This is a genomic window from Ruegeria sp. BG5, assembly GCF_056538425.1.
This window is the reverse complement of record NZ_JBQFTC010000001.1, coordinates 447,896-462,031: the sequence shown is the minus strand read 5'-3', so window position 1 is coordinate 462,031 and position 14,136 is coordinate 447,896. Positions and strand designations below refer to the sequence as shown.

Genomic DNA, 14,136 nt, shown 5'->3' with positions numbered 1-14,136 from the left:
CTGCGGTCACCTTACCCTCCTGTTTGTTTTGCTACTTCTTTGACCGGGTTGAAGCACAAATTCAAGCTTGCTTATAGTCCACGGACCGACTGTCGAGACGAACAGGGACCTCAGACACCGATATGAAACCTGAAACCCTTTGGGGTAGCTGCCTAAATGAAAGCACATGATATGATTGATTTCCTCATCATCGGCGGCGGCATTGCGGGGCTGAGCGCAGGCGCCCGGCTGTCACAGCACGGGTCCGTAACCGTGTTTGAGGCAGAAGATGCCGTGGGGTATCATGCATCCGGTCGATCGGCCGCCCTGTTCGAGCAGAATTACGGCCCGCCATCGGTGGTAGAGCTGAACAAAGCCAGCGCCCAGTTTCTGCATACAGAGAACGAAGGCTACCTGACACCCCGCGGACTGATGTTGGTCGCAGCCAAAGATCAGCGTGAAGCCTTCAATGCTGATCTGACCAGTCTCGGTATGAGCAGGGTGTCGGTCGAAGATGCAGTTTCCCGAATACCAATTCTTGATCCCGCAGGTGTTGGCTATGCCGCACTCAGCGAAGCCGCGTTTGACATCGACACGGACCGCCTGATGCAGGATTTCTCGCGCACCATTCGCAGAAATGGCGGGGCCGTGCTGACAAAGCACAAGGTGACGGCCATTCACAAATCGGCGCATTGGCGGGTCGAGGCCGGAGACGTATTCGACGCCCGCCACCTGATCAACGCGGCAGGCGCATGGGCGGATGAGATTGCACAACTGGCCGACGTTCAGCCCATCGGCATCACCCCGCGCCGCCGTTCCATGGCGCGAATCCCGGCCCCAGGAGGGCACGACGTCTCGGGCTGGCCGATGATGCTGGGCACAGACGAAAGCTGGTATGCTAAACCGGATGCGGGCAAGTTGCTGGTATCTCCGGCCGACGCAACACCGGTTACACCGCATGACGCCTATGCGGACGACATGGTACTGGCCGAAGGCTTGGCGCGGTATGAGGCTTTGGTGACCGAACCTGTCACGCGGATTGAGACAAACTGGGCCGGGTTGCGCAGCTTTGCGCCAGATGGGACGTTGGTGTTGGGCCCCGACCCGCTGGAACGGTCGTTTATCTGGTGCGTTGGTCAGGGCGGGTACGGGTTCCAAAGCGCGCCAGCCGCTTCTCAGTTTCTGGCAGATCTTGTTGTCGGAAACACTCCGATATTTGATCAAACCATCATCGACATGCTAACCCCGGACCGATTGAACAGATGAGCAAGCGCATCCCTCCGCCAAATGCCAGCGTCGCCACCCCGGCGGAAAACGGCAAACTGGTCGCGCCCGCCGCCACCCGGAACGCAGGCGTTCTGAGTGACCTTTTGGAAGCGTGGGCCCCCTCCGACGGCTCCGCCCTCGAAATCGCCAGCGGCACGGGCCAGCATGTTTGCGCCTTTGCCGAGCGTTTGCCCAACCTGTTCTGGCAGCCGACAGAGATTGATCCCGAACGCCGCGCCAGCATTGATGCATATGCACTCAATCTCCCCAACATCGCACGGGCTTTGGAACTGAACGCAACGCAAGCGGGTTGGAGCAAGCAATTCGCGCCGAAGGACCTGATCGTGCTGATTAATCTGCTGCACCTGATCAGTTGGGAAGAGGCGGAAACTCTGGTGTCGGAAACCGCAAAAAAGCTCTCACCCGGTGGGCGCTTTATTCTGTACGGCCCGTTCAAACGGGACGGGCTGTTGACCAGTGACGGAGATAAACGGTTTCATGAGGCGCTTGTCCTGCAGGACCCCGAAATTGGTTACAAAAACGATGCCGACATTCGATCAATGCTGTTTGCCAAGGGGATGAAGCGCGTCGAAACCGTTGAAATGCCCGCAAACAATCTGGCCTTCATTGCCACGGCATAAGTCAGCCGGCCTTGTTCAAAAAGCCTGCTGTCGCAGGCTTGCCTCCGGCGGAGGTATTTTTGAACAGAAGAAGTAACGGATCGTTAACTCTGATCGGCGACAGTGTTTTTGCGGTACAGGCGGAGGCGCCGATGACCGTAACAGGAGAAGGCCCCCCTCGCCAAAAGCAGGGGGGCTGAATCTTGTGACCAGCCCCCGCTTCTCTTGTTCAAAAATACCTCCGCCGGAGGCATGGGGCGCCGCAGGCGGCCCATTTATTGCGACCCATTAGCCGTCCTTGCGGATGACCTCGTTTTTCGGGTCATACGGGCTGTCGCAAGTGACAACCGCATCCCACAGTTTGTCCTGCATTTTGACCTGCAGCTTGGTGCCTTCGACCGCCAGTTCGGGTTTCACGTATCCCAAACCGATGGATTTTTCGAACGCCACCGAGTAGCCACCCGAGGTCAGACGGCCCACGCGCTCACCGTCTGGCGTGTAAAGCGCCTCGCGGCCCCACGGATCGGCATCGTCCGGCCCGTCGATCAGCAACGTGCAGCATTTCACGCGCACGCCGGTCTCTTCCAGCTTGGCCTTGCCGTGGAAATCCTTGGACAGATCGACAAAACGCGGCAGGTCGGCCTCAAGCGGGGTCGCATCGCGACCTAATTCAGTGCCGAAGGCGCGATAGGATTTCTCTTGTCGCAGCCAGTTCTGGGCGCGCGCACCGACCAGTTTCATGCCGTGTTTCTCACCGGCTTTCTCCAGCAGATCGAACAGGTAGTTCTGCATCTCGATCGGGTGGTGCAGTTCCCAGCCCAACTCGCCGGTATAGGCCACGCGGATCGCATTGACCGGGCACATACCCAGTTCGATCTGACGCGCCGACAGCCATGGGAAGCGCTTGTTGGACAGCGCGGTGTCCGGGTCGGTGTCCTTGATGACCTCTTTCAGAACGTCACGCGACTTGGGTCCGGCGATGGCAAAGACGCCCCACTGGGTGGTCACGTCCTGGATTTCGATATAGCCGAACTCCTCCATCTTGTCCTCGGCCGCCTTGCGCAGATAGTCGGCGTCATACTCGGTCCAGGCACCGGCAGAGACGATGTAGTAGTTGTTCTCGCCATTGCGGACGATGGTGTATTCGGTGCGGGTGGTGCCATGCGACGTGAGCGCATAGGTCAGGTTGATGCGCCCGACCTTGGGCAGCTTATTGCAGGTGAACCAATCCAGAAACTGGGTCGCACCGGGGCCTTTCACGACATGCTTGGTGAAGGCCGACGCGTCGATCAGGCCAACGCCTTCGCGGATCGCCTTGGCTTCTTCGACGGCATATTGCCACCAGCCACCGCGGCGGAAGCTGCGGCTTTCCTTGTCGAAATTGTCCGGCGCGTCCAGCGGGCCGAAGTAGTTGGGACGTTCCCAGCCATTGACCCAGCCGAATTGCGCGCCGCGTGCCTTTTGGCGGTCGTAGGCAGGGACGGTGCGCAGCGGGCGGCAGGCTTCACGCTCTTCATCCGGGTGGTGCAGGATGTAGACGTGTTCGTAGCATTCCTCGTTCTTTCGGGCTGCGAATTCTGTGGTCATCCAGTTGGACGAGTACCGCTTGGGGTCCAGCGAGGCCATGTCGATCTCGGCTTCGCCATCGACCATCATCTGCGCCAGATAATAGCCGGTGCCGCCTGCAGCGGTGATACCGAAGCTGAAGCCCTCGGCCAGCCACATATTGCGCAGACCCGGAGCCGGTCCGACCAGCGGGTTGCCGTCAGGGGTGTAGCAGATCGGGCCGTTGAAATCGTCTTTCAGACCGGATTCGGCGCAGGAGGGCACACGCTCGGCCATGGCCATGTACTGATCGGCGATCCGGTCCAGATCCAGCGGGAACAGGTCGGCGCGGAAACTGTCGGGCACGCCATGTTCGAACTGAGCGGGCGCGCCATGTTCGTAGATGCCCAGAATCCAGCCGCCACGTTCCTCACGCGCGTAGGATTCGTTGTCGGCGTCGCGGACAACGGGGTGTTCGGGGTTGCCGGCTTCGCGCCATTTGACCAGTTCGGGGTCTTTGTCCATGACGATGAACGTGTGCTCGACCGGGATCGCAGGCATCTTGATGCCCAGCATCTTGGCGGTGCGCTGCGCGTGGTTGCCCGATGCGGTCACCACATGCTCGGCGGTGATCACCACCTGCTCATCCGACGGGATGAGGTTGCCGCCCTTTTCGACCATCTTGGTGCAGGTGACTTCCCAATGGGTGCCGTTCCAGTGGAAGGCATCGGCCTGCATCTTGCGCACGATGTCCACGCCGCGCTGACGGGCACCCTTGGCCATGGCCTGAGTCACGTCGGCGGGGTTAATATAGCCATCTTCAGTGTGATAAATCGCGCCCTTCAGGTCGCTGGTCTCGATCAGCGGCCAGCGGTCCTTGATCTGCTCGGGCGTCAGCCATTCATAGGCGACATCGCAGGTCTCGGCAGTCGAGGCATAGAGCATGTATTCATCCATACGCTCCTGCGTCTGCGCCATGCGCAGGTTGCCCACCACGGCGAAGCCCGCGTTCAGGCCGGTCTCTTCCTCAAGCGTCTTGTAGAAATCGACCGAGTATTTGTGGATGTGGGTCGTCGCATAGGACATGTTGAACAGCGGCAGCAGGCCCGCCGCGTGCCAGGTCGAGCCCGAGGTCAGCTCATCCCGTTCGATCAGCATCACATCGTCCCAGCCCGCTTTGGCCAGATGATAGGCAATCGAGGTGCCGACGGCGCCGCCGCCAACAACCAGTGCTTTGACTTGGGTTTTCATAACCGGGCGTCTCCCCTTGAATTCAGTTGCACCCATATGGCGCAAATCCAGGGCGCGGCGCGACATTCATCCGACCGGTGATAAGAAAAAAACGACCCGCAGGCTGAATCAGTGTCCTAAAAAGCCGCAGTGAGACAGCGAATATGGCCCGCGATACAGCGGGCTATTGGTCCGGAACGATCTTTCCTGGGTTCATGATATTGTCCGGATCCAACGCAGCCTTGATCGTGGCCATGTACCGGGTCGCAGCGCCAAGTTCCTTGACCAGATAAGGGCGCTTTCCCTGACCAATTCCGTGCTCACCCGTGCAGGTTCCATCCATCGAGATCGCCAGATCGTTCAGCCAGCCGACGAACTGATCGGCCCTGGCAACCTCATCTTTGTTGTCCATATCGATCAGGGGTAACGTGTGGAAATTCCCATCGCCCACATGCCCGACAATCGGGGCAATCAGGTCCAGTTCGGCGGCTTTGCCTTGCGCGGCACCAACCGCTTCGGCCAAGCGCGAGATCGGAACGCAGACATCCGTCGATATGCCCTGTGCGCCGGGGCGCAATTGCAGGCAGGCCCAATACATATCATGACGCGCCTGCCAAAGCTTGTTGCGTTCTTCGGTGGTCGAGGTTGCGGCGAAGTCGGTTCCCCCAAACTCGGCGGCGATCTCACCAAAGGTGCCGGCCTGTTCCGCGGCACCATTCTCGGACCCGTGGAATTCCAGCAGCAAGAGGGGAGTTTCGGGCAGCGTCAGGCCAGAATAGGCGTTCGCGGCCCGAACCGACATCTCATCCAGCAGTTCAATCCGCGCGACCGGGATGCCGTATTGGATTGTCATCATCACCGCCTGACACGCGGCATCGACGGTTGGGAAGGAACAGCGGGCCGAGCTGATCGCCTCGGGTATCCCGTGCAACCGCAGTGTCAGTTCTGTAATGATGCCCAGCGTCCCCTCGGCCCCGATCAGCAGCCGGGCCAGATCGTAGCCGGCCGAAGACTTCTTGGCGCGGTTCCCGGTTCGGATCACCTGCCCGTCTGGCATCACGGCCTCAAGGCTCAGCACGTTGTCGCGCATGGTCCCGTATCGCACGGCATTGGTGCCCGAGGCCCGCGTTGCGGCCATTCCACCCAGCGAAGCGTTGGCCCCCGGATCGATGGGAAAGAACAAGCCCTGATCGCGCAGATGGGTGTTCAGGTCCTCTCGGGTGACGCCGGGTTGCACGACACAATCCAGATCGCTGGCATTTACCGCCAGCACCCTGTTCATCTGCATCAGATCAACGCAAACCCCACCGGCTGGCGCATTGACGTGCCCCTCAAGCGAGGTGCCGGTGCCGAAGGCAATCACCGGAACCTTGTGGGCCGCGCAGGTTTTTACGATGTCGGCGACCTCGCTGGTCGTCTGCGGAAAGACGACGGCATCGGGGCTTTGGTTCGCGATCCACGTCGTGGTGTGACCATGCTGTTCCCGGATCGCGGCGCTGGTTTGAAGCCGGTCGCCAAAGCGCTGTTTCAGAATTCCAATCGCCGTTTCAATACCCGCGTCATTGCGGGGCAGCGCGGTTGCCTGCACCATCTTGGTTCTCCCCTGCCCGACAGGGTGCCGGGCTTTTCAGTTCATGACTAAAAGGCCCGGCAACGCGGGACAAGTCCCAAGACCTATTCGCCCAGCGCGATGCCTTCGCGCCGAGGGTCCGCGCCACCGCTCAGCCCGTCGCGAATTTCGATGGCGTGCAGGCCCGAGGTCAGGTCGCGGGGGTTCACCTCGAACCCAAGCTCGGTCAGGGCATCGACATAACCTTCGGCGGTGGTCCCCAGTTCAACGTCATAGGTGCCGAACCGGTTTACCAGATGCGGCAGCGAGACGGCCTGCTGCACATCCATGCCCCAATCCGCCCAGGCGATGATCGACTTGGCCACGTAGCCAATGATACGGCTGCCACCGGGCGATCCAATGGCCAGAACCGGCGCGCCGTCCAGCATCACAATCGTCGGGCTCATCGACGAGCGGGGACGTTTGCCAGGCTCCAGCCGGTTGGCAATGGGTACTCCGTCCGAATGGGTCTTGAACGAGAAATCCGTCAATTCGTTGTTCAACAGAAACCCGTTGGTCATGAGGCGCGAGCCAAAGCCGTTTTCGATGGTCGTGGTCATCGACAGGACATTGCCATAGCCGTCCACAATCGAAATATGCGAGGTCGAAGGCAGTTCCAGCGAGGCATCATCGGCCCAGTTCAACGCGTGGTCGAATTCGGGATTGCCGGGCGCGACCTCGGTCAGCGCGCTTTCGGTGTTCAGCAAGGCAGCGCGTTCCGACAGGTAGTCCGGATCCACCAGCCCATTGGTCGGCATGGGGACATAATCACTATCCGCCATGTACCGCCCCCGGTCCGCAAAGGCGAGGCGCGAGGCGTCTCCGATCAAACGCCAGGCTTCCATGCTGTCCGGCCCCATGGCGGACAGGTCGAAATTGTCCAGCTTGCCCAGAATCTGACCAACCGTCAGCGCGCCCGATGAAGGGGGCCCCATACCGCATACGTCAAACGACCGGTATGCCGCGCAGACCGGCTCACGCTCGATCACCTGATACAGCGCAAGGTCAATGCCCGACAGAACGCCCGGATTGCCCGGAGCGGTCCGAACGGTGTTGACGATGCCCGCAGCGATATCACCGCCATAAAACCCCGCAGCCCCATCGGCCGCCAGTGTCCGCAACGTCTCTGCATAGTCGGGGTTCACCAATCGCTGCCCTTGTTGCAAGGGTTCTCCGCCGGGCAGGAAATACTCGGCCGTTGCCGGAAAGCGGGAAAGCCGTTCGGCATCATTCTCGACCAGCGTGGCGAGGCGCGGCGACACAAGGAAGCCGTCCTCGGCCAGCCGGATACCATCTGTGAACAGGCCGGGCCATGGCGACCGGCCCCAGCGGCGGTGCGCCTCTTCCAACAGCGCGGGCGTTCCCGGAGTACCCACCGACAGCCCGCCAACTACAGCGTCGAAGAATTTCAGCGGTTCACCGTTTTCGTCGTGAAACAGCCGCGGCGTCGCCTCCAGTGGGGCCGTTTCGCGCCCGTCCAGCGTGTTCAATTCTCCTGTGGCGGCATCGTACCAAACCAGAAATGCCCCGCCCCCAAGACCCGAGGATTGCGGCTCGACCAGCCCCAGAACAACCTGAACAGCAACCATCGCATCCGCAGCCGAGCCGCCTGCGCGCAGCACCCGCGCCCCGGCTTCGACGGCCAGCGGATTGGCGGCGGCGACCATCCAGTTGTCGGATTGCACCGGCACGCCTGCGGCCTTCGCCTCAAGCGCGGCAACCACTTCTTCGGTGAGGGTCTGAACCTGACCTTCCGTTGCCCCTTCGGGCGCAACCGCATCTGCGGTTTCCTGCGCAATAGCCGGGGCAGCAAACGTGATCGCAGACAGTATGAGACCTGAAATATAACCGGAACGCATCGTATCCTCCAATTCAACTATTGCTTTCAACACTGTACGGGCCACCGCAACACCGCAACCATCGGTTGATACAGAACCGAACGACGGCAGAGTTCCGCCACACCGTTCATCACCTAATCTGCGCGGTCCCGATCGTATCGTTGCATGCCCTCAAATTCGGGCAGCCAGCCTTCCCGCCGGATTGTCCAGCATTCATATGTCGGTTTCAATTGGTCGGGTTGGTCAAAACTGCCCAAATGAACCTCGACCTCTTCTCCGGTTTGGGCAAATACCGGCGAACCGCAGATCGGACAAAATGACCGCCCCGCATAGCTGCGGACCTCTCCGCTGATCTCAACCGCGTCCCTGGGAAAGATGGCAGCGGCATAAAACAACGCTCCGTGATGCTTACGACAGTCAAGGCAGTGGCACATCCCAACCCGCGACGGAGGCCCATTTGCCGTTACGCGCACGCTGCCACAGCGGCATCCGGCCCGATAAACCTCCATCACAGTCCTTTCCCAATGCGCTATAGCATAGCGGGCACAACCTGATCTGGCGGGCGGTGGCCATCCTCAAACGTCTTGATGTTGATGATCACCTTCTCGCCCATCTCGATCCGCCCTTCCAACGTGGCCGACCCCATATGCGGCAGAAGCACAACGTTCGGCAATTGCCGCAGGCGCGGGTTCACATTGGTGCCGTGTTCATAAACATCCAGCCCGGCCCCGGCGATCTCACCCGCGCGGATCAGGCGGGTCAGGGCGTTCTCGTCCACCACCTCACCCCGCGACGTGTTCACAAGCACTGCCGAGGGCTTCATCAGCTTCAACCGTCGCGCATTCATCAGGTGAAAGGTCGATGGCGTTGACGGACAATTGACCGAGATCACATCCATGCGCGCCACCATCTGATCCAGGCTTTCCCAATAGGTCGCCTCAAGCTCTTCCTCGGTCTCGGGGCGCAGGCGGCGGCGATTGTGATAATGCACCTGCATGCCAAAGGCGCTGGCACGGCGGGCAACGGCCTGCCCAATCCGGCCCATGCCCAGAATGCCCAGACGTCGACCACCGATCCGGCCACCCAGCAATGCTGTGGGTGCCCACCCGGCCCAATCGCCCTGCTGCATCACGGCCAACCCTTCGGGAATGCGGCGCGTAACCGCCAGAATAAGGCCCATGGTCATGTCGGCCGTATCGTCGGTCAGCACACCCGGCGTGTTCGACACCAGAATGCCGCGCTGCCGGGCTGTGGCCACGTCGATATTATCGACACCCGCGCCATAGTTTGCGATCAGACGCAGGTTCTCACCCGCCTGCCCCAACAATCCACCGTCAATTGTGTCGGTCACTGTGGGTACCAGCACATCGGCCTCTTGCACCGCCGCGACCAGTTCTTCGCGTGTCATGGGCGCGTCATCCTCGCGCAGGCGAACATCGAACAACTCGCTCAACCGCGTTTCCACTGCCTCGGGCAACCGTCGCGTTACAACAACACTCAGACGTTCTCTTGGCACCTCAGCCCTCCCATCGCTTTGCAAACGCGCGCGCTCCATGGCATCGTGGCGCAGGATAAGGCGGGGCACAAGAACCCCTAAGGCATTGAGTCGACCTTTTTTCGAAAGCAGATCAACAGGCACAAGAGCAGACAGTCAGTGAGTGGTCTTCTACCGGTGAAACGCCGCTGTTTGGCGATCCTTACCGTGGTTCTTATGGCGTTCGGCCCGATCGCCGCCGCGACGCAAGAGGCGCGCGGCCCCGTCACGAATCTGCCCCTGCCCCGCTATGTCTCGATGAAAGCGGCCGAGGGGAATGTGCGGCGCGGGCCGTCCCTGACCCATCGAATCGACTGGGTGTTCAAACGTCGGGGCATGCCGCTGCAGATCACCGCCGAGTACGGCAACTGGCGCAAGGTACAGGACCGCGACGGAGCCGGCGGCTGGGTCCATTACGCGTTGCTGTCAGGTGTTCGGACCGTTCTGATCGAATCCGATATGTTGCCCGTCTACGCCCGCCCTGACCCGAATTCCCAGATCAATGCGCATTTCGAAACCGGAGTCGTCGCCCGCCTTGGCACCTGCTCATTGGATTGGTGCCGTATATCCGCAGGCGGCTATCGCGGCTGGACCTTGAAATCCAACCTCTGGGGCGTCGAACCCTCCGAAATCCGCGAGTAAGAGCCACCGCCTTGTGCTGGCTGCACCGCGCAATCGTTCGGGCGCGACCGAGGTTCGAATCTCTGGCAATGCCCCGCGACGCAGCTAAATTGCCCTGACAGGGCCGAGGGGACACCATGAAAGCCATCACATACTCAGCATTCGGCAATGCGTCAGACGTTCTGAAACTGCAAGACCTTCCCGACGTGCCTCCGGCCCCAGGTGACGTGACCGTTGATCTGGCCTTTTCAGGTGTGAACCCCTCGGACGTCAAAGCGCGTGCCGGATCCAGACCCGGGGTCACGAAACCCGCGTTCCCGGTGATCGTCCCACACAGCGACGGGTCCGGTGTAATCTCTGCCGTTGGAGAAGGCGTTCCAAAATCGCGGCTGGGTCAGCGCGTCTGGATATGGAATGGCCAGTGGAATCGCGCCTTGGGAACAGCGGCCACCCAAATCACACTGCCCTCGGATCAGGCGGTTGCCCTTCCTGACGCCGTCTCCCTGGAAACCGGGGCGGTTCTGGGCATTCCGGGCCTGACGGCCAGCCACGCTGTCTTTTCAGGCGGTGAAATTGAAGGCCAAACCATTTTGATCCACGGCGGAGCAGGCACGGTCGGTTATCTGGCCGTCCAACTGGCGAAATGGGCAGGTGCCCGGGTCATAAGCACAGCAAATCCACGCAATTATGAGCGCGTGCGACAGGCCGGAGCGGAAACGGTACTGGACTACAGCGATCCCGATCTGGCCCAGCAAATCCTTGCCGCCAATGATGGCGTTCCGATCAACCGAATCGTCGATGTCGAATTTGGCCGGAATGTAGAAACAAATACTGCCGTGATCGCCGAGAATGGACGCATCAACGCGTTCGGCTCTGCGCAGGAGATGTCCCCCACCCTGCCCTTTTACCCCCTGATGTTCAAAGCTGTGACGCTTGAGCTTATCCTGATCTACCTCCTCCCGCCTGCACCGCGATCTGCGGCGATCAATCGGCTGCATGCAGCATTGGAAGATGGCAGCTTGATTTGCCCGGTTGAAAACATCCTACCGCTACAGGATTGCGCATACGCCCATGACCTTGTCCAAACCGGCAATCGCAACGGCGCAGTGCTGTTGAAAACCACCTGACGACCGGCCAAAAATATTTTTCCAAGGCAGTCGCATTTTTTACCCAAAAGCCCTTGAACCCCGCCAACAACAATCGTAGATAGCCGCTCACCGTTGGGGTGTAGCCAAGTGGTAAGGCAGCGGTTTTTGGTACCGTGTATCGTAGGTTCGAATCCTACCACCCCAGCCATGATTTTCCATTAAATCACACACTGAATAATTGGTTGCCGATTGTGGCTAATTTTCAGGGACTTAGTTTTTGACGATTCGAGCTGAGACGCGAACGTGAGCACAACAATAGCCGATTTCGGGCCGCAGTCTCAGTACGCGGTTCCGGCGGTACGAGTTTGGTGACTTTGGGAGAGTCTGTAGATCAGAGCGCAGCGAACTGCTGGCGCTGTTCTGACCAGATCGCTGGGAAGCCGGACTTGATTAGGTAATCCGTGGTCAGGCCGTCAGGTTGCTCGCCTGCAGCGATGGCATCCAGAACATCAGGCGCTAGCATGGCCAGATCGACCACATCCTGAACGCGGCGTTTGGAAATGCCCTCTTCTTCAGCAATCTCAGAAAACGTTCTGCCGTCAATAATCATCGCCAACAATTGGCGCGCCTTGATTATGTTGCGGACAAGTGTCTGATCGATCTCAGGAGGCGGATCGCCCAAGTGCAATTTCAGTTCCACGCCTCTGCGGCGCATCTGGAATGGAGCTTCAATTGTTAGTTCTTCGGCATTGACCTGATCCGCTCTGCACTCGATCATCCGGGCCAGTGCCTGTAGATCCAGCTGCAGACTCAGCGACCCCTGTCGTATGTCTGCCCGCGCAATCAGGTCGAGGCATTTCCTGACGGACTGGCAATTTCTGAGATGCTCCGCTGCTGAAGCAATTTCGGCCGCAGACATATCCTGTAACATTGATGTCACAGCGTTCGGTCGGCTTAGGTGTTGTCTAACCACTTCAGCCAGGAGGTTCTCAAGCTGTTCTGCAGGCAGTCGCCACGTATCGGGAAACTTCTGACTGCGATCCGTCACAAGACGACCAGAGATATAGTACCGCAACCGCTTTCCATTTTTGCGACTATGGCTGGGCGTCAGCCGATCTCCGGTCTCATCATAGAGCTTTCCGGCCAGTGCTGATCGCTTTGCTTTCTGCTTAACGCCGCGCTCCCTTACTGCGCCATCTTTCAGCAGCTGCTGCACCCGCTCCCACACCGCCGGGTTGATGATGGCAGGATGCTGCCCCTCATAAACCCGACCCTTGTGTCGGATGTGGCCAGCATAGATTGGGTTGCTGATCAGATGATGGATGTGTCCGCGATCGAAGAACGTACCACCTGTCACGCGTCCGCCAGAACGTTCCCGGCGGCGCGACCGGAGACCCAGTGCTTCCGCCTGCTCTTTCACGTCAAGAATGGTCTGATGCTCCAGATAGAGATCGTAGAGCGTCCTGATGATCTCAGCTTCTTCTTCGTCGATTTTGAGCGTCCGGCCGTCAGCCTGATACCCAAGTGGAACGTTCCCGCCCATCCAAAGACCCTTGCGTTTTGAGGCAGCAATTTTATCCCGGATACGCTCAGCGGTGACTTCCCGTTCGAACTGAGCGAAGCTGAGCAGCACGTTGAGTGTCAGGCGACCCATACTGGTCGACGTATTAAAGGACTGGGTAACGGACACAAACGATGCGTCGGCCGCGTCGAGGCGTTCGACCAGCTTTGCAAAATCAGCCAGCGAGCGCGTCAGCCGGTCAATCTTGTAGACAACAATCTGATCCACGCGTTTCTGGTCAACAGCCTGCATCAGCCGCTGCAACGCCGGGCGGTCAAGATGACCGCCCGAGATACCGCCATCGTCATAGTGATCCGGCAATAATTCCCAGCCCTCATGCTTCTGGCTCGCGATGTATGCTTCACAGGCTTCCCGCTGGGCATCGAGTGAGTTGAAATCCTGCTCCAGCCCCTCCTCCGAGCTTTTCCGAGTGTAAATGGCGCAGCGGATGCGTCGCATCACTGAACCCCGAAGAAGCGCGGCCCGGACCAGTGCGCTCCGGTGATGTGCTTTGCTATGGCGGACAGGGAACGCCATGTTTTGCCGTCCATGACGAACCCGCGATCAACCACTTCAATCTGATAGGTGCGTCCGTTCCATTCCCGCACTAGATGTGAACCCGGCTTCAGACTAGGAGGCGGCGTTTTTCCCAACGCGATATTCTGCAATCGGCGTTCTGTCTTCGCAGACAACCCTCCCAATTCCCGGTTCTGTAGTTCCCAGATTAGTACCCGTTTCATGAACTGCGGGGACAGGTATTTTGGCGGCGACCGACCGAACACTTCCCGCCATCGGTCAAGACAGCCGAGGCGATCTAGGTGTTCAATGTCGTCAAATGTCTTCGCAAGGTCACGATCCGCGCGCGTAGGATCCATGGCGATCACACCGACTTCACTATCCGGTAGAGCGTACCTTTGCCAGATCCAGATCGCTCAACAGTATGTCCCGCCTTGCGCAACATCGAAATCGCCGCGCGCGCGGAATGCGGTTGCCACCCAAAGGCGTTCTGAATCTGCGCAATCGTTGCACCAGCCTTGCGGGACAACAGTTTCTGCAACTGTTGCTGTCGCGTCGGGTTGTTCCGGGCGGGTTTGGCGGGTGGTGTTTTGATTTCCGTATCACATGAAGTTGTCATTGATGTCTCCACTTTGCGGGCACAGGCTGATCCTGCGCCCTGTACTGAGTGGAGCCCGGGTGCCCCGAGCGAATCTCAACCGTCGTCAGTACCACTTCCGTACAAGCCAA

The 14,136-nt window shown here is 59.6% G+C and carries 12 protein-coding genes and 1 tRNA gene; 5 read left to right on the top strand and 8 right to left on the bottom strand.

Annotated elements, in window-relative coordinates:
- Window positions 1–171: 171 nt before the first annotated feature.
- Together ACR0KX_RS02150 and ACR0KX_RS02145 are read left to right on the top strand one after the other, a co-directional pair.
- Complete coding sequence (locus ACR0KX_RS02150; RefSeq protein ID WP_170622321.1) at window positions 172–1,245, top strand: FAD-dependent oxidoreductase; 1,074 nt, start codon at window positions 172–174, stop codon at window positions 1,243–1,245.
- Window positions 1,242–1,886, top strand: a complete 645-nt coding sequence (locus ACR0KX_RS02145; RefSeq protein ID WP_170622320.1) for a DUF938 domain-containing protein — start codon at window positions 1,242–1,244, stop codon at window positions 1,884–1,886. The genes ACR0KX_RS02150 and ACR0KX_RS02145 overlap by 4 nt, the downstream gene beginning before the upstream one ends.
- 267 nt (window positions 1,887–2,153) lie before the next feature.
- Here the strand turns inward: ACR0KX_RS02145 and ACR0KX_RS02140 are convergent, their stop codons facing one another.
- From ACR0KX_RS02140 to ACR0KX_RS02120, 5 genes are all read right to left on the bottom strand, one after another.
- A complete protein-coding gene (locus tag ACR0KX_RS02140) occupies window positions 2,154–4,661 on the bottom strand; it encodes a GcvT family protein (RefSeq protein ID WP_480707794.1) in 2,508 nt (835 codons plus the stop codon).
- Window positions 4,662–4,824: 163 nt separating this feature from the next.
- Entirely contained in the window at window positions 4,825–6,231 is a 1,407-nt protein-coding gene (locus tag ACR0KX_RS02135) for an FAD-linked oxidase C-terminal domain-containing protein (RefSeq protein ID WP_170622319.1), read from the bottom strand.
- Between the two features lie 83 nt (window positions 6,232–6,314).
- Window positions 6,315–8,108, bottom strand: coding sequence for a gamma-glutamyltransferase (ggt, locus tag ACR0KX_RS02130; protein ID WP_170622318.1), 1,794 nt, complete (start codon window positions 8,106–8,108; stop codon window positions 6,315–6,317).
- A gap of 113 nt (window positions 8,109–8,221) precedes the next feature.
- Window positions 8,222–8,596: a GFA family protein gene (locus ACR0KX_RS02125; RefSeq protein WP_170452277.1), complete on the bottom strand. Its 375-nt coding sequence runs from the start codon at window positions 8,594–8,596 to the stop codon at window positions 8,222–8,224.
- A 20-nt stretch (window positions 8,597–8,616) separates the two neighbouring features.
- Entirely contained in the window at window positions 8,617–9,603 is a 987-nt protein-coding gene (locus ACR0KX_RS02120) for a 2-hydroxyacid dehydrogenase (RefSeq protein ID WP_170453125.1), read from the bottom strand.
- 195 nt (window positions 9,604–9,798) lie between these two features.
- Here ACR0KX_RS02120 and ACR0KX_RS02115 point away from each other — a divergent pair, with 195 nt between their 5' ends.
- The 3 genes from ACR0KX_RS02115 (at window position 9,799) to ACR0KX_RS02105 (ending at window position 11,538) form a co-directional block, all read left to right on the top strand.
- Window positions 9,799–10,263 (top strand): SH3 domain-containing protein, encoded by a 465-nt coding sequence (locus ACR0KX_RS02115; RefSeq protein WP_170453126.1) that lies wholly within the window; start codon window positions 9,799–9,801, stop codon window positions 10,261–10,263.
- A 116-nt stretch (window positions 10,264–10,379) separates the two neighbouring features.
- Window positions 10,380–11,369, top strand: coding sequence for an NADPH:quinone reductase (locus ACR0KX_RS02110; RefSeq protein ID WP_170622317.1), 990 nt, complete (start codon window positions 10,380–10,382; stop codon window positions 11,367–11,369).
- Between the two features lie 94 nt (window positions 11,370–11,463).
- A tRNA-Gln gene (locus ACR0KX_RS02105) sits at window positions 11,464–11,538 on the top strand.
- Window positions 11,539–11,721: 183 nt separating this feature from the next.
- On the opposite strand, the gene ACR0KX_RS02100 is transcribed toward ACR0KX_RS02105, so the two are convergent.
- The 3 genes from ACR0KX_RS02100 to ACR0KX_RS02090 are packed head-to-tail and all read right to left on the bottom strand — an operon-like array spanning window position 11,722 to window position 14,026.
- Entirely contained in the window at window positions 11,722–13,350 is a 1,629-nt protein-coding gene (locus tag ACR0KX_RS02100) for a recombinase family protein (RefSeq protein WP_170523110.1), read from the bottom strand.
- Complete coding sequence (locus ACR0KX_RS02095; protein WP_170452282.1) at window positions 13,350–13,766, bottom strand: DUF2924 domain-containing protein; 417 nt, start codon at window positions 13,764–13,766, stop codon at window positions 13,350–13,352. Before ACR0KX_RS02095 ends, ACR0KX_RS02100 begins: the two co-directional genes overlap by 1 nt.
- Before the next feature lie 5 nt (window positions 13,767–13,771).
- Window positions 13,772–14,026, bottom strand: a complete 255-nt coding sequence (locus ACR0KX_RS02090) for a DUF3489 domain-containing protein (RefSeq protein ID WP_170452284.1) — start codon at window positions 14,024–14,026, stop codon at window positions 13,772–13,774.
- Window positions 14,027–14,136: the final 110 nt, after the last annotated feature.